This window comes from Flavobacterium aciduliphilum, from assembly GCF_003268855.1.
GTDB classification, from domain to species: Bacteria; Bacteroidota; Bacteroidia; order Flavobacteriales; family Flavobacteriaceae; genus Flavobacterium; species Flavobacterium aciduliphilum.
On sequence record NZ_QLSZ01000011.1, the window covers coordinates 1 to 16,339 of the forward strand.

At 35.7% G+C, this 16,339-nt stretch carries 12 protein-coding genes; 7 read left to right on the forward strand and 5 right to left on the reverse strand.

What is annotated here, in order from left to right; all coding sequences use genetic code 11:
* Positions 1-478: 478 nt before the first annotated feature.
* The 4 genes from thrS to rplT all read left to right on the forward strand — a co-directional run bounded on the left by thrS (position 479) and on the right by rplT (position 3,788).
* Positions 479-2,425, forward strand: coding sequence for a threonine--tRNA ligase (thrS, locus tag CLV55_RS10920; RefSeq protein WP_112113839.1), 1,947 nt, complete (start codon positions 479-481; stop codon positions 2,423-2,425).
* 22 nt (positions 2,426-2,447) lie between these two features.
* The gene (gene infC / locus CLV55_RS10925) at positions 2,448-2,996 is read left to right on the forward strand and encodes a translation initiation factor IF-3 (RefSeq protein ID WP_112113840.1); all 549 of its coding nucleotides are present in this window, start codon (positions 2,448-2,450) and stop codon (positions 2,994-2,996) included.
* Between the two features lie 79 nt (positions 2,997-3,075).
* A complete protein-coding gene (rpmI, locus tag CLV55_RS10930) occupies positions 3,076-3,273 on the forward strand; it encodes a 50S ribosomal protein L35 (protein ID WP_112113841.1) in 198 nt (65 codons plus the stop codon).
* Between the two features lie 170 nt (positions 3,274-3,443).
* The gene (gene rplT, locus CLV55_RS10935) at positions 3,444-3,788 is read left to right on the forward strand and encodes a 50S ribosomal protein L20 (protein WP_112113842.1); all 345 of its coding nucleotides are present in this window, start codon (positions 3,444-3,446) and stop codon (positions 3,786-3,788) included.
* 727 nt (positions 3,789-4,515) lie between these two features.
* Here rplT and CLV55_RS12955 read toward each other — a convergent pair.
* Genes CLV55_RS12955 through CLV55_RS10960 form a run of 3 tightly spaced genes read right to left on the reverse strand, consistent with a single transcriptional unit; the run spans position 4,516 to position 8,314 of the window.
* Positions 4,516-7,212 carry a DUF7151 family protein gene (locus CLV55_RS12955; protein WP_211306494.1) on the reverse strand — a complete coding sequence of 899 codons (2,697 nt, stop codon included), beginning with the start codon at positions 7,210-7,212 and terminating at the stop codon, positions 4,516-4,518.
* An 11-nt stretch (positions 7,213-7,223) separates the two neighbouring features.
* Positions 7,224-7,835 carry an outer membrane beta-barrel protein gene (locus CLV55_RS10955; RefSeq protein WP_112113843.1) on the reverse strand — a complete coding sequence of 204 codons (612 nt, stop codon included), beginning with the start codon at positions 7,833-7,835 and terminating at the stop codon, positions 7,224-7,226.
* Positions 7,832-8,314 carry a T9SS type A sorting domain-containing protein gene (locus CLV55_RS10960; protein WP_112113844.1) on the reverse strand — a complete coding sequence of 161 codons (483 nt, stop codon included), beginning with the start codon at positions 8,312-8,314 and terminating at the stop codon, positions 7,832-7,834. The genes CLV55_RS10955 and CLV55_RS10960 overlap by 4 nt, the downstream gene beginning before the upstream one ends.
* Positions 8,315-8,701: 387 nt before the next feature.
* Between CLV55_RS10960 and CLV55_RS10965 the strand changes: the two genes are divergently transcribed.
* From CLV55_RS10965 to CLV55_RS10975, 3 genes are all read left to right on the forward strand, one after another.
* A complete protein-coding gene (locus tag CLV55_RS10965; RefSeq protein ID WP_112113845.1) occupies positions 8,702-9,115 on the forward strand; it encodes a hypothetical protein in 414 nt (137 codons plus the stop codon).
* A gap of 135 nt (positions 9,116-9,250) precedes the next feature.
* Positions 9,251-11,113, forward strand: coding sequence for a peptidase U32 family protein (locus CLV55_RS10970; RefSeq protein WP_112113846.1), 1,863 nt, complete (start codon positions 9,251-9,253; stop codon positions 11,111-11,113).
* Positions 11,114-11,159: 46 nt separating this feature from the next.
* The gene (locus tag CLV55_RS10975; protein WP_245902720.1) at positions 11,160-13,313 is read left to right on the forward strand and encodes a S9 family peptidase; all 2,154 of its coding nucleotides are present in this window, start codon (positions 11,160-11,162) and stop codon (positions 13,311-13,313) included.
* A 61-nt stretch (positions 13,314-13,374) separates the two neighbouring features.
* Here CLV55_RS10975 and CLV55_RS10980 read toward each other — a convergent pair whose 3' ends face one another.
* Together CLV55_RS10980 and dnaB are read right to left on the reverse strand one after the other, a co-directional pair.
* Entirely contained in the window at positions 13,375-14,640 is a 1,266-nt protein-coding gene (locus CLV55_RS10980; RefSeq protein WP_112113847.1) for an asparagine synthetase B, read from the reverse strand.
* A gap of 85 nt (positions 14,641-14,725) precedes the next feature.
* Positions 14,726-16,270: a replicative DNA helicase gene (gene dnaB / locus CLV55_RS10985; protein ID WP_112113848.1), complete on the reverse strand. Its 1,545-nt coding sequence runs from the start codon at positions 16,268-16,270 to the stop codon at positions 14,726-14,728.
* Positions 16,271-16,339 lie beyond the last annotated feature (69 nt).

Consider the following 16,339-nt stretch of genomic DNA (forward strand, 5'->3'; position numbering starts at 1 on the left):
GCGGACTGCAAAGATAATACCTTTATCTAATCTCACAAATCTTTTTTAAAGTTTTTTTTAACAATCTTTTTAATGAACTTCGCCTTTTTCTATTCACTTCTTTCTTATTCATTAATAAGCTTCCGGGAACTTCTTTGCGGGTGCAAAACTACTCCTCTTTTCCATTCTAACAAATCTTTTAACAACCTTTTTTTAAAGTATTTTTTAATCATCTGATTTTATGAAGGTTGTCGCTAAAGTTTTTTTTTTACCCAACGACTATTGAATCAAAACATGTACCACTCTAGTGTATTCTACTCCCATAGACTGCCCTTAGCCCCGATTGAAGCTAGCTACCTCGTAGCGCGAAAAGCGGGAATTACAATCATCACAATAAACAACCGTTTGGGCTTCTAATTAAAATCTTTAATATTATACCTATAATATATTGTTTGTATTTTCATAAACATATATATTTGCACTTCATAAAATTTTAGGAATGATAAAGATTACGCTACCTGATGGTTCGGTTAAGGAGTTTGCCAAGAGTTCTACTCCTATGGATGTTGCGAAAAGCATTAGTGAAGGATTAGCAAGAAATGTGATTTCGGCTGCTTTTAATGGTACAACTATAGAAACTTCAACGGAATTAACCACCGACGGATGTCTCATATTATATACGTGGAATGACGTAGCAGGTAAAAAAGCCTTTTGGCATTCAACGTCACACGTTATGGCACAGGTTTTAGAAGAAAAATATAAAGGAATTAAATTAACTTTAGGTCCGGCGATTGATAACGGGTTTTATTATGATGTTGATTTTGGTGACAACAAAATATCTGAAAATGATTTTAAAGCCATTGAAGATCGAATTTTAGAGATTTCAAGAGAGAAGCACGAATTTAAAATGCGTTCCGTTTCAAAAGCAGAAGCCTTAGAAACCTACAAAAACAACGAGTACAAAACCGAGTTGATTACGAATTTAGAAGATGGAACTATTACATTTTGTGATCATTCCAACTTTTTTGATTTGTGTCGAGGGGGTCATATTCCAAATACTGGACTCATTAAAGCTGTTAAAATCATGAGTGTTGCTGGTGCGTATTGGCGTGGTGACGAAAAAAACAAACAGTTGACTCGAGTTTATGGAATCTCTTTTCCAAAACAAAAGGATCTTACAGATTATTTAGAACTATTGGAAGAAGCAAAACGACGTGATCATAGAAAGTTAGGAAAAGAATTAGATTTGTTTGCATTTTCACAAAAAGTAGGTCAAGGTTTGCCATTATGGTTACCAAAAGGAGCTGCTTTAAGAGACCGTTTGGAACAATTCTTGAAAAGAGCTCAGAAAAAAGCAGGCTACGAGCAAGTCGTAACGCCTCATATTGGCCAAAAAGAGCTTTATGTCACATCAGGTCATTATGCTAAATATGGTGCAGATAGTTTTCAACCTATTACCACTCCAGCAGAGGGCGAAGAATTTTTGTTAAAGCCCATGAATTGTCCTCATCATTGCGAGATATACAACACCAAACCTTGGTCGTATAAAGACTTACCTAAACGCTATGCCGAATTTGGAACTGTATATCGTTACGAACAAAGTGGAGAATTGCATGGATTGACCCGTGTTAGAGGATTTACACAAGATGATGCGCACATATTCTGTACGCCTGACCAACTAGATAGTGAGTTTAAAAAAGTAATTGATTTGGTATTATATGTTTTCGGCTCATTAGGTTTTGAGAATTTTACAGCTCAGATATCTTTACGCGATCAAGAAAACAGAGATAAATATATTGGTAGTGATGAAAATTGGGAAAAAGCGGAAAATGCTATCATCAATGCAGCAGCCGATAAAGGCCTGAATACTGTTGTTGAATATGGAGAAGCTGCATTTTATGGTCCTAAGTTGGATTTCATGGTTAAAGATGCTTTAGGAAGAAGTTGGCAATTGGGAACCATTCAGGTTGATTACAATTTACCTGAACGATTTGAATTGACTTATAAAGGAGCAGACGATAAATTGCATCGACCCGTAATGATTCACAGAGCTCCATTTGGCTCTATGGAACGATTTATCGCTATTTTACTAGAACATACCGCAGGAAATTTCCCTCTTTGGTTGATGCCTGAACAAGCTATTATCTTGTCTTTGAGCGAGAAATATGAAAATTATGCGAAAAAAGTTTTAGAATTACTAGAAAATCACGAAATTCGCGCCCAAATTGACAACCGCAACGAAACGATTGGAAAGAAAATCAGAGATGCGGAAATTCAAAAAATGCCGTTTATGTTGATTGTTGGAGAAGAAGAAGAAAAAAACGGAACTATTTCTGTTCGTCGTCACGGACAAGAAGGAAAAGGCAATATGACTATTAAGGTTGAAGAATTCGTTACAATTGTAAATGAAGAAATTGCCAAGACATTAAAAACATTTGAAGTTTAACTAAAATTATATAGCCATAGCAATTAGAAACAATAGAGGTTATCAACCTCGAGTAGAAAAAAAAGATGAGCACAGAATAAACAATTTTATTCGTGTACCAGAGGTTCGTCTCGTAGGAGATAATGTAGAACCTGGAATTTTTAAAACTTCAGAGGCTTTGAAAATGGCCGATGAATTAGAACTGGATTTGGTAGAGATTTCGCCAAACGCTGAACCTCCAGTATGTAAAATAATAGACTACAAAAAGTTTGTTTACATGCAGAAAAAGCGTGAGAAAGAAATTAAAGCGAAGTCGGCTCAAATTGTGGTTAAAGAAATTCGTTTTGGACCACAAACTGATGAACATGATTACGAATTTAAGAAAAAGAATGCAGAGAAGTTTCTTAAAGAGGGTTCTAAATTAAAAGCTTTTGTTTTCTTTAAAGGAAGGTCGATTATATATAAAGAGCAAGGACAAATATTGTTGTTACGATTGGCTCAAGACTTAGAAGAACACGGAAAAGTAGAGTCATTACCTGTTTTGGAAGGGAAGCGTATGATTATGTATATCGCTCCGAAGAAGAAAAAGTAAACAGTGTTCAGTCTCAGCAAGCAGACTAAATAGTGTACCAATAAAGTAAGTAAGTTAATGTAAATAAATTTGGGAAATTATGCCTAAAATGAAAACTAAATCTAGCGCTAAGAAACGATTCAAAGTGACTGGCTCTGGAAAGATTAAAAGAAAACACGCTTTCAAAAGCCACATCTTGACTAAAAAGTCTAAGAAGCGTAAATTAGCTTTAACTCATGCTGCATTAGTTGATAAAGCAGATGAGAAAAGCATCAAACAACAATTAAGAATTATATAATTAGTAGCTAGTAATTAGCTCTTAGTAATTAGCTTTTTGCTATTCACTAATCACTATTTACTAATAACTAAAAATTCTTTAGGTTAAAAACAATTTTAATAACCTTGGAGTATGGCTTTAAGTTCTCTTGATTCAATTCGGGACGCCTACTACAAAAAAACAAGAAAATTATGCCAAGATCAGTAAATTCAGTTGCTAAAAGAGCAAGAAGAAAAAAGATGATGAAGCAAGCCAAAGGTTTCTTTGGTCGTCGTAAAAACGTTTGGACTGTAGCTAAAAATGCAGTTGAAAAAGCGATGGTTTATGCTTATCGCGATAGAAAACAGAATAAAAGAAATTTCCGTTCTTTATGGATTCAACGTATTAACGCTGGAGCTCGTTTGGAAGGAATGTCTTATTCTCAATTTATGGGGTTAGTTAAGAAAAACGGAATCGAATTGAACCGTAAAGTATTAGCTGACTTAGCCATGAATCATCCAGAAGCTTTCAAAGCTGTTGTGAAAAAAGTGAAATAATAAACGTTTGTACAACCTTTTTAACTTACTTACATACAGAAAATCCCAATCTTTCGGTTGGGATTTTTTATACTCACTAGATACTAAGTATCTACCAAGTATCTACTAAGTATCCTCTAAGATAACCCTTGACTGACTCGTCCTAAATTAACTATATGACTCGTACTACTATGGGTGGTGTAATAGAATTTGAATTTATAAAACTTGTTGATATAAAAATTTAAAGACTAAATCTCTAAGCAATTACCACTGCAACTTCATTGCGGTAGGATTAATAAAAAATCTACATATTAAAATTTGTAGTTTTTTTGTAGCTCTTAATGTATTTGATATGGTATATGAAAGGATTCCTTTAGATGCTGAGTGATGATCGTATCTGTTTTGAGCTTTCTTAAAAGAGTCCTTGAAGTTATTTATAAATGATCGCGGTCAATTCTATAAATGACCGCAGTCATTTTAAAAAACGACCGCGGTCAAATTACAAAACGACCGCGGTCGTTTTGATAACTCGTCAAGACGACTTTACTAGAAGTACTTGAGTTTTGTATATAAAGAACAAGCTAACTAAATTATCTAGAAAGCACTTTGCTTTTTTAAACAATTGTGACTGCAACCAGCTATGCCATGAGTTCATTTGAAAAGCTGCGCAAATGTCTCCTGACTTTGCGCAGCTTTTCATAGGAACAATTATTTTAATTAGAACTCTTTGCGGAGCTGGGGAAAGTGTCTAATAATATATTATTATCATTCCATCAGCACCATTACCTCCTGGACCACCAATACCGTTATTGTTAGAACCGCTTCCACCTCCACCTCCGCCTCCGCTAGATTCTCCATTACCCCCAGGACCTCCTAAAGTATATGTAATGTATGTTTTACAACCTACACCCCCTGCAGCAAGACCACAACAAACACTACCACCATCACCACCATAAGCATAACCATTATTAACTTGGAAACCACCCATATCGCCAGCTACTCCATTATTACCATTAATAGTGGCACTTCCGCCTGCGCCACCTGAACCTAAAGTATTGATGTTTCCACCTCCGCCACCTCCGCCACCACCGCTACCACCAATTAAAGTTAGATAATTTCCAAAACTTGTATTACCTCCATTTTGTCCAGAATTACCACTTCCTGTATTATTTACCAATCCTCCAGCTCCTCCAGCTCCAACTTGACAATTAATAGTTTGACCTGAAATAACTGAAATTCTCATTTTTTTATATCCCCCACTAGCACCCCCGCCACCAGCTCCAGCATAAATTTTTTTACTACCTCCAGCACCTCCTCCTCCTCCTGCTGATATTACTTCTACTATTACATTATTAACTCCATCAGGTACTGTCCAATTATAATTTCCTGCTGTGTTAAATATTTTTATATTTCCGTTACCCAAAGTATTTGTTCCATTAGCGCCATTACAAATATATTTGGTTAGGGTTGCATTTACTTCTCCTGCATCTAATAAGCCATTATTGTTGGCATCTAATCCCACTTCTATTTTTGTTCCGCCAGTTGCGCAGTTAGCCCCAACAGGTTCATCAGTGGTGTTCACGAGCGTATTTTTACCATCTACTCCATTTACCCCATTGGTTCCGTTAGCACCATTAGTCCCTGCTATACCTTGTATTCCTTGTGGTCCAGTAGCTCCTTGAATTCCTTGCGAACCAGTTGCCCCAGTAGCACCAATTGGACCAGCAGGACCTTGTGGTCCCGTTGCACCCGTCAAACCAATAGGTCCTTGAGCCCCATTAGCTCCAACTGCCCCATTACAAATATATTTTGTCAAGGTTGCATTTACTTCACCAGCATCTAATACACCGTTACTGTTGGCATCTAATCCAACTTCAACTTTAGTTCCACCAGTAGCACAGTTAGCTCCTACGGCTTCGGTAGTGGTTTTTACTAAGGTGTTTTTCCCGTTAGTCCCATTGGTTCCATTGGTTCCGTTACTACCATTAGTCCCTGCTATACCTTGTGGACCTTGGATTCCCTGTGGGCCTTGTGGGCCTACTGCTCCATCAACTCCATTAGTTCCGTTTGTTCCATTACTACCCGCTGGACCTTGTGGGCCTTGTGCTCCTTGTAATGATGCTAAAAACTGTGTTTGAGTTCCTGTATTTCCAGCATTCAACCAAATTTGATAGGCCGACAAACCATCTTGTCCGTTGACACCATTGGTTCCTGCTATTCCTTGTGGGCCTTGTGGACCTACTGCTCCATCAACTCCATTGGTACCGTTTGTTCCATTACTACCCGCTGGACCTTGTGGGCCTTGAGCTCCTTGTAATGATGCTAAAAACTGTGCTTGTGTTCCTGTATTTCCAGCATTCAACCAAATTTGATAGGCAGACAAACCATCTTGTCCGTTGACACCATTGGTTCCTGCTATTCCTTGTGGTCCTTGTGGACCTACTGCTCCATCAACTCCATTGGTTCCGTTTGTTCCATTGCTACCCGCTGGACCTTGTGGGCCTTGAGCTCCTTGTAATGATGCTAAGAATTGTGCTTGAGTTCCTGTATTTCCTGCATTCAACCAAATTTGATAGGCCGACAAACCATCTTGTCCGTTGACACCATTGTTTCCTGCTATTCCTTGTGGACCTTGTGGACCTACTGCTCCATCAACTCCATTGGTTCCGTTTGTTCCATTACTACCCGCTGGACCTTGTATTCCTTGAGGACCTTGAGCTCCATTGCAAATATATTTGGTTTGTGTACTGTTAATTTCACTAGCTTCTAAAACACCATTGTTATTAGCATCTAGTCCCACTTCTATTTTTGTTCCGCCAGTTGCACAGTTCGCACCTGCTGGTTCAAGGGTTGTCTTTACAAGAGCATTTTTACCATCTGTACCATTAGACCCATTCGTTCCTGCTGGACCTTGAATTCCTTGAGGGCCTTGTGGACCTGCTGCTCCTGCTGCTCCTGTTGCTCCTGTTGCTCCCACTGGACCTTGAATTCCCTGAGGGCCTTGTGGACCGGGTGTACCAGAGTTAGCTGCGTATAATGCATAAGGCACATACGTAAACGGTTGGTTGCTTATTTCAGTGAAATTAACACAAACTCCTTTGGTATCTACTTCTACTACAAGATTTTTTGGTGTGCCATTCCACAAAATCCCTGAAAATGATGCCACTGTTCCAGCGGTTGGGGTCCCAGTTCCAATCACTACGTTAACCATTCCAAATTCATCTGTAGTAGTTGGTAGGTTTTCTTGATATTCCAAAGTAGTCCCTGCATAAATCTTAAATCTCATACAAACATTTGTGTTTGCGAGTGGTGCTCTGTTGTTATTATATCCTGGAATGTGTTCGCCTTCTGGATTTAATAGTACGGCTTGGTACGTAATTCCGTTAGTTTGTGAATAAATCACCGAACCGAAAAGTAGTACTAATAAAAGATATATTTTTTTCATAAATGTGTATTTTATTTAAACATGAAATGGAGACCAAATTGAATTTGGTTGGTGTTAAACGATAGTTTTTCGGTGGTACTGTTGGTGAGATTAAAGCTTTTAGCATAGCCATATCCCAAGCTTAGGAAAATATCATTTTCGATATTATAACTGGCTTGTATGCCTAGTCTTGGTGCTACCCAAAATCCTGAAAATTCTTTTTGTGAAGCTAAATCAAGATACTGTCCATTGAGGTTTTGTTTTCCATAAATAAGTGTACTCATTCCTAATCCAGCATGAGCAGTACCTTCAAATCCTTTGGCTTTTACAAAGGCTACTGAAAAGGTATTTTGAATTCCTAGATATTGCGTATTCCAAGAATAGGAATTGACCACACTGCCACCAATAGCATTGTATTCGTTTAACCCTAAACCAATGGCATATTTCAACTTTTCGTTGTTGAGTGTCATAATATAACCGATTTCATAAAAGTTGCCACTACCAGCTTGCAGACTGGGTGCTGAGCTATTATCACTTTTGTAATCGTAATTGGTGAAATTTTTACCCGTTTGAAGGTAAATTTCTTGTGAATGCACTTTTGTTAAAGAAAATACAAACAAAAGCAAAAAAAATAATTTTCTCATTGTTTTAAAATTTGTGAATAATAAGTATAATTAGAAGCCGAGAGTTTTACTAAATAGTTACTCGAAGCCAACTGAGGCAATTCAATAGTTAGGATATTTTCAACAGCAAGCTTTGATTCTTGATATATCAATCTGCCTCTAATGTCAAAAACCATAATAGAAATTAAATCGGTTATGGGTTTAGAAAATTGAAAATTAATTGTTTGAACAAAAGGATTGGGATAAGTAATGGTTGTTATGGAATTACTTGAATTCGTTTCTATGTATTTACTCCATACACTTTGCTGAAAACCTTGTCCGTAGGTGATACCATCTTTGGTGTAATTACCAATAACACTTTGTTGACCGATGGATTGACTGATATAAGTTCCATTGGAGAGTACTTTGCTGGTGCCTTGAGCACCCAGCATTTGGTGGTGGAGGGTTTGGCTGTAGAGCAATGTACTCGAGCCAAAAAAGAGAATCAAAACGTACTTCATTTTTTATCAATACCACAAGGTCCCTTTGTGGAATTATTATAAAAAACTAGCGTGGGACACTTGCTGTACTCGTTAAAGAGGTCCGACCAAGAACCCGCAGAACAAAGTAAAGCAAAGCCCACGCCTTGACGTGAGCATTTACATATACCTTCCTGTTCTGCATTATAGAAATTTGGTCGGTTTCTTTAACAGGAATTTATAGCAAACGCTAATATATTTTTTCAATAAAATGGTGCTCTTATACTGAGCAACTTAGCAAAGGTATAAAAGTTAATGGGTTTTTAAAAAGTTTTTATAATTATTATGAATTATTAAAATAATATGAGATTTATCATGGTCTTGAAGTACATTTTTTAGTACATTGCACCATAATTAAGAATACTCTTTATGTCTATTGATAAACTTATCCATGTCCATTTTATTTCCATATATGCTATAGCAGTATTGGTTTTTATTATTGTAATTTACCTAAAATTAAAAAATAAAAAAGGGCCAAAGCATCTTACAAAGGAAAAATTTGAGGCAACATTGTCCAAAAAAATGATAGATGTGACTCACGACAACACAAAAATCTATAATATTTGGCCTTTTGTCAATGAATTAAAGAAAGCTAAAATTCTTCCAAAAAAATTGAATGAGGGCGAATTGATTTATAAAGTCTATATTGATGCTCACGAAAAGTTTGAACATATCTTGCTTCAAACAGCACACAAAAATCATTATATTGTGATTGTAGTAAATCTCAACAAGAAAAAAGCAAAAGGATATTACAAACTTGAATTAACCAATCAATACCAATAAGGGGTATTGCTTTTCTTGTAACAAACCAATTTTCTATTTTAGATAATTGGTTTTTTTTGTAAAATAATGTTACTACTCAAAGAAATTATTAGAAATTTGCAATCCTCAAATCTATGATGTTTTTAAACTAGAATAATGAAAAAGAAAATAGAAATTTTAGCCCCTGCTAAAAATTTAATTCAAGGTATTGCTGCTATTAATAGTGGCGCAGATGCCGTCTATATTGGAGCACCTCAATTTGGCGCGCGTTCGAATGCCCATAATTCTATTGAAGATGTTCAAGAACTTGTTACGTATGCGCATTTATTTAATGTTCAGGTATTTGTAGTTATCAACACCATCCTTTATGATGAAGAATTGAAAACATGTCAGAAACTGATTTTGGAATTGTATGACATTGGAGTTGATGCACTAATTATTCAAGATATGGCTATTCTTGAGTTGGACTTGCCTCCTATTGTTCTCCATGCGAGTACACAAGCCAACAATCGAGATGCGGATAAAATCAAATTTCTTGCCGATGCAGGAATTAAACGTGTGGTTTTAGCCCGAGAACTTAATCTTGATCAAATAAAAGAAATACACAAAACTACTGATGTTGAACTAGAATTCTTTGTAACAGGGGCACTCTGTGTTTCCTTTAGCGGGAATTGTTATATGAGTGTGGCCAATGGTGAACGGAGTGCTAATAGAGGTTCTTGTGCACAAAATTGTAGACTTCCCTATAATTTAATTGATGGTAATGGTGCTACTTTAATCAAAAATAGCCATTTATTATCTATAAAAGATTTTGATGTTACCGACCAAATTCCAAATCTCATAGAAGCAGGAATTACTTCATTCAAAATAGAAGGTCGTTTAAAAGACATGGTTTATGTAAAAAATAACGTTGCTTTTTTAAGACAAAAACTGGATGCTTTCATCGAAGAAAACGCTGAAAAATACACCAAAGCTTCTTCAGGCACATGCTCTTTTTCTTTTGATGCAGCCCTAAACCGAACGTTCAATAGAGGTTATACCGATTATTTCGTAAATGGTCGATATCAATCTATTGGTTCATGGGAAAGTCCAAAATCGAAAGGACAATATATTGGAAAACTGATACGAACCGTAGGAAATTCTTACGAAATAGAAAACGGACACTATATTAATAATGGCGACGGCCTTTGTTTTATTAACGAAAATAATGAAGCCGATGGTATTTATGTCAATAAAGCCGAAAAGGGGTTCATCTATCCAAATGTACTCAAAGACATTCAACCAGGAACGTTTATCTATCGAAACAATGATGCTGCTTTCATTAAATTGGTGGAACGAGAAGATAGTGCCATTCGGAAAATCAGAGTTTCCCTCTTACTTCAGGAGCAAGAGCAGGGTTTTGAATTAATAGCGACCGATGAAGATGGCACAACCAGTACCATTGTAATGGAACATCCAAAAGAGGAAACAAAAAACAACGAATCTATTGAGACTACTATCAAAACTCAATTGGCTAAAACTGGATTTACACCCTATAGTATTCCTACTATTACCATCGATTTTTCTAAAAATTGGTTTTTACCTATTTCAAAAATAAATGAAATGCGTCGCTTAGTGCTAGAACAATTATCTGAAATTCGTTTAAAAAACTACCAAAGAAATACCCATCAAATCGTTAAGACTTCACATCCATATCCTGAAAGCAGCCTTGATTATATGTATAATGTTTCTAATGCTTTGGCGCGTCAATTTTATGAAAGACATGGAGTGACCGAAATCGAAAAAGCTTTTGAATTACAATGGGATCCCGGTAAATCGAAAGTGATGACGACAAAATATTGCATCAAATATGAACTTGAGAAATGTCCAAAATATCACAAAGACACTTTGGGTGAAAAACTTCAAGAACCTTTAGTACTCAAACAAGGTGAATTAGAATACAAATTGAAATTTAATTGCAAACCTTGTGAAATGGAAATTTGGGAAAAAGATGCCGAATTTGAAATTGAAGAAGACTAATTATTGTAACAACCAACAACTTTTAAAGTCAAACAACTATAACTTTATGAAAACAAACTATATTATGATTAGAAATTTTATACTTCTATTGAGTGTTTTTTTTATAACATCAACACAAGCTCAATTAAAAAAAATTACACTAGAGGATGCTGTATTGCAACAAAATAAAAAATTTGGTGCGGACAAATTAACAGGGTTTCAATGGATTCCAAACTCTAATAATTACGTTTATTACACTGATGCATGGAGTAAAATGATGTCAGCATCAGCTAACGATAAAAATGCAAAAACGTTAGTTTCAATAACTGAAATCAATACCGCACTAGGGACACAATTAAAATCCTTTATAGGCGTTCAATGGATGGATACCAATTCTATAGTACTATCGGATAACGGTAAATATTACACTTATAATGTAATCTTAAAATCGGGCAAGTTACTACAGGAAACGAATGAGAATGCAGAAAATCAAACCTTTGATAGTCATTTCAACCAATTAGCATTTACAGAAGGTAATAATCTATATTACCTAAACAATAACAAAGAAAAAATTACCGTTACGAATGAATCAAACAAAGATATCGTTTCTGGACAATCGATTGCTCGAAACGAATTTGGAATTACTAACGGGATTTTCTGGTCACCTAAATCATCCTATATCGCGTTTTATCAAAAAGATCAAAGTGACGTTGCAGATTATCCTTTATTGGATATTACACAAACTCCAGGGAAATTAGTATCTATAAAGTATCCTATGATTGGTCAGAAATCGGAAAAACCTAGAGTGGGTATTTATAATCTTAATACTAAAAATCTGTTTTACATATCACCAAAAAGTGGAGTTGTAGAAGATTATTTAACGAATTTAGCTTGGACACCTGATGAAAAATACATTTTGATTGCTGAATTAAACCGAGAACAAAACGATATGCATTTGAATGTATACGATGCTAATACGGGTACTTTTGTTAGAACAATTTTAAATGAAAAAAATGATCATTGGGTTGAACCTGAACATAAAGCGTTTTTCCCTCGTTCAAATTCAAATAATTTTGTTTGGTTTAGTGAAAAAGATGGTTTCCAAAACTTATACTACTACTCTATCGAAGGAAAACTAATTAAGCAATTAACGACTAACACGTTTCCCGCTAGAGAGATTCTTGGTGCAAATCTTAAAGGCACCGAAATTTATTTCAAAGCAACAGGCGAAAATGGCATGAATATGCTCGTTTACAAAGTAGATTTGAAAGGAAAGCAAACCCTTGTTACTAAAGATTTAGGCGTTCATAATGTGACTGTTTCTCCTGATGGTAATTGGATATTCGATGAATTTTCAAACCATAGTACTCCTTCAAAATCATTGCTCTATGATAAAAATCTCAAAGCAACAACATTGTTGGAAAGCAAAAACAAATATGATGGCTATGAAATAGGAACAGCTGAAATTAAAACTATTAAAGCCGCTGATGGCGTAACAGATTTGTACAGCAGATTGATAAAACCAAGCCACTTTGACCCAAACAAAAAATATCCTGTATTGGTTTATGTTTACGGAGGACCTCATGCACAATTAGTTACGAATTCCTTTTTAGATGGAGCAAACCTTTGGATGTATTGGATGGCAGAACAAGGATACTTGGTGTTTACAGTTGATAATCGTGGTTCAGATAATCGAGGATTTGCTTTTGAAAGTGTAATTCATGGACATTTAGGAGTTAACGAAATGGAAGATCAACTCAAAGGAGTAGACTATTTAAAATCATTGCCTTATGTTGATGCTAACAGATTAGCTGTGCATGGATGGAGTTTCGGTGGATTTATGACTACTTCGTTAATGTTACGAAAAGCTGACACCTTTAAAGTAGGTGTTGCTGGAGGACCTGTAACAGATTGGAAATGGTATGAAGTGATGTATGGTGAACGCTATATGGATACTCCCAAAGAAAACCAAAAAGGATTTGATGAAGCTAGTACGTTAAACTATGTAAATAACCTGAAAGGAAAACTACTTTTAATTCATGGCACCAATGATGATACAGTAGTTGAGCAACATAATTTATCTTTGGTGAAAAAGTTTATAGAAGCGGGGAAACAAGTGGATTATTTTCCTTACCCTATGCACAAACACAATGTTCAAGGAAAAGATAGAGTGCATTTGATGACAAAAGTTTTGAACTATATTATGGATAATAATAAGTAAGTCTTCTCAAAAAATATAAATCCCAAATTCCAGAAAGCGGAATTTGGGATTTTTTTTGCTCCTAGGTTTTCTGTTTTTTCTTTTTCGCTGCAGGAAACAATACATTATTTAAAATCAAGCGAAATCCTGGCGAATTGGGATGTAAATCTAATACTGTTGGCGGATCACCTACTTGATGGCGATAATCCTCTGGATCATGCCCACCATAAAAAGTAAAAAAACCTTTCCCTTTTTGTCCGTGAATGTAACGCGCCTCTCCGTTTAATTCATTTTCCCCTAAAACTAATACGCTTGATTTCACTAAATCTCTTTCAAAAGCCGTTGTTTGTCCCATAAATCCTTTGATTAATGAAGTATGATTTTGACATAACATAGAAGGAATTACGTCCCACTTGGCAGAAAAATCCATTAATGTAAAATAATCTTTTTCAAAGGGCACGTTACCTCTTTTTTCAGTGGTATCGATATCTGAAAATTCGTAATGTTCTGGTCTTCTATCTAATATAAAATTCTTAAAAACAAACGTTTTAGCATAATCAATTTTAGCTTGGTAATTCGGTTCGCTATCATCTCCATCAAACATAGGCTCACAAATATCCACTCCTTCTGCTGCCAAAGCTATATCAAAGCTATCGGTAGCCGAACACATCGCAAACATAAACCCTCCTCCAATAACAAAATCACGTATTTTTTTGGCTACAGCTAATTTCTCCTGTGACACTTTAGCATACCCTAACTTAGCTGCAAGTGCTTCTGCCTCTTTTTTTTGCTCGATATACCATGGTGCATTGCGATAAGCTCCGTAAAATTTACCATATTGCCCTGTAAAATCCTCGTGATGCAAATGCAACCAATCGTACAAAACCAATTGGTCGCTTAAAACCGCTTCATCATAAATGGGTGTAAAGGGTATTTCAGCATAGGTCAACACCATTGTTACAGCATCATCCCAAGGTTGTTTTCCTGGTGGCGTGTATACTGCAATTTTTGGTGCTTTTTCTAACACTACGGCTTCCATATTTTGTGAAGGAGAAGCAATCTCAGCCAAAATACTAGCTTGTTCTGCATCTGAAATTACTTCAAAACTTACTCCTCTGATTTGACATTCCTTACGAATTTCAGGTGCATCGGGCAACAGAAAAGAACCTCCCCTATAATTTAGTAACCAACTCGCTTTGTATTTTTTATCAAGTGCCCAATAGGTCACTCCATAGGCTTTGAGATGATTTTTTTGAGTCGTTTCATCCATGGGCAACAAAATAAAACTTGCCTTTGTAATAAACGGAACTAATAGCACTAATACAATTACAACTCTTTTTAAATCCATGTTCTTCTTAATTTGAACTCAAAGATACTAGTTTTAATGCAAACAAAATCATAAAAAAATCCCGAATTTCTCGGGATTCATTTTTTTAAAATGGTACATCACTATCGTCATCATTCGAATTCATGTGACTTCCAAAAGCTTCATTGGGTGTGGGAAGATTTTTCGTAAAAAACGGATTATCATCCAGATTCATTTTCGAAGGCAAATCATCGTATCCACTCGAAAAATCCTCTAAATTATCAAATTTCCCAAGACTTCCTATAAATTTTAAACGGATATTTTCCAAAGATCCATTTCTATGTTTTGCGATAATGAATTCGGCCTGACCTGCTGTTGGAGATTGTTCTTCATCATCCCATTCATCAATTTTGTAATATTCTGGACGATAAATAAACGATACAATATCGGCATCTTGCTCAATAGCACCCGATTCACGTAAATCTGAGAGCAAGGGTCTTTTACTTGACCCACGAGTTTCTACCGCACGCGATAATTGGGATAAAGCTATTACAGGGATGTCCAACTCTTTTGCTAAGGCTTTTAAATTTCTAGAAATAGTTGAAATTTCTTGCTCACGATTCCCGCCTCCTTTAGAATTACTTGCAGCCGTCATCAATTGAAGATAATCAATGATAATCAGTTTGATCCCGTGTTGGGATGCCAAACGTCTTGCCTTGGCTCTCAAGTCAAAAATAGACAAAGAAGGTGTGTCATCAATGTAAAGTGGCGCTTTTTCTAAGTCTTTTACTTTTACTGTTAATTGTTCCCATTCGTGTTTTTCTAGTTTCCCTGTTCGTAATTTTTCAGAAGACAATCCTGTCTCTGAAGATATTAAACGTGTAATTAACTGTACAGACGACATTTCTAATGAAAAAACTGCGATAGGTTTTCCATAATCGATAGCCATGTTACGTGCCATAGAAAGCACGAATGCTGTTTTCCCCATCCCTGGTCTGGCAGCAATAATTATCAAATCGGAAGGCTGCCAACCCGAGGTTACTTTATCTAATTTTTCAAAACCCGTAGCAATACCACTTAAGCCTTCTTTATTGGCAATTTCTTCAATACGTTTTTTCGCTTGAATTACCAAACTTTGAGCGGTCTCTGAACTTCTTTTGATATTTCCTTGAGTGACTTCATACAATTTGGACTCAGCTTTGTCCAATAAATCAAAAACATCCGTTGTTTCATCATACGAATCTTCTATTATTTCAGAAGAAATTCTAATCAAACTGCGTTGGATATATTTTTGTAGTATGATTCTTGAGTGAAACTCGATGTGTGCAGAAGAAGATATCTTTTGCGTTAATTGAATCAAGTAAAAATCACCTCCTGCCAATTCTAATTTGGCATTCTTTTTTAATTGTGCCGAAACCGTTAGCAAATCGATCGGTTGAGAATCAGTAAATAATTGAAAAATAGCCTCAAAAATATATTTATGTGCGTCTTTATAAAAAGCATCGGGTTGTAAAATATCAATGACCTCATCTACTCCCTTTTTATCAATCATCATAGCTCCAAGAACAGCTTCTTCGAGGTCTAAGGCTTGTGGAGGTAATTTACCTTTTTCAAGATTAATGATGGTCGTTTTATCTACCTTTATTGGGTTTATTCCTATACTTTTTTCCATGGAGCTAAAGTAACAAATTGAATTTGTATTTTACTTTTTAGTTATTATGTACATCTTGTTTATAAGTCA

What these genes read in the sequence shown, in the direction of transcription:
- thrS (WP_112113839.1), top strand. Translation starts at nt 479, where the DNA reads ATGATAAAGATTACGCTACCTGATGGTTCGGTTAAGGAGTTTGCCAAG.
- rpmI (WP_112113841.1), top strand. Translation starts at nt 3,076, where the DNA reads ATGCCTAAAATGAAAACTAAATCTAGCGCTAAGAAACGATTCAAAGTG.
- rplT (WP_112113842.1), top strand. Translation starts at nt 3,444, where the DNA reads ATGCCAAGATCAGTAAATTCAGTTGCTAAAAGAGCAAGAAGAAAAAAG.
- CLV55_RS12955 (WP_211306494.1), bottom strand. Translation starts at nt 7,212, where the DNA reads ATGAAAAAAATATATCTTTTATTAGTACTACTTTTCGGTTCGGTGATT.
- CLV55_RS10955 (WP_112113843.1), bottom strand. Translation starts at nt 7,835, where the DNA reads ATGAGAAAATTATTTTTTTTGCTTTTGTTTGTATTTTCTTTAACAAAA.
- CLV55_RS10960 (WP_112113844.1), bottom strand. Translation starts at nt 8,314, where the DNA reads ATGAAGTACGTTTTGATTCTCTTTTTTGGCTCGAGTACATTGCTCTAC.
- CLV55_RS10965 (WP_112113845.1), top strand. Translation starts at nt 8,702, where the DNA reads ATGTCTATTGATAAACTTATCCATGTCCATTTTATTTCCATATATGCT.
- CLV55_RS10970 (WP_112113846.1), top strand. Translation starts at nt 9,251, where the DNA reads ATGAAAAAGAAAATAGAAATTTTAGCCCCTGCTAAAAATTTAATTCAA.
- CLV55_RS10975 (WP_245902720.1), top strand. Translation starts at nt 11,160, where the DNA reads ATGAAAACAAACTATATTATGATTAGAAATTTTATACTTCTATTGAGT.
- CLV55_RS10980 (WP_112113847.1), bottom strand. Translation starts at nt 14,640, where the DNA reads ATGGATTTAAAAAGAGTTGTAATTGTATTAGTGCTATTAGTTCCGTTT.
- dnaB (WP_112113848.1), bottom strand. Translation starts at nt 16,270, where the DNA reads ATGGAAAAAAGTATAGGAATAAACCCAATAAAGGTAGATAAAACGACC.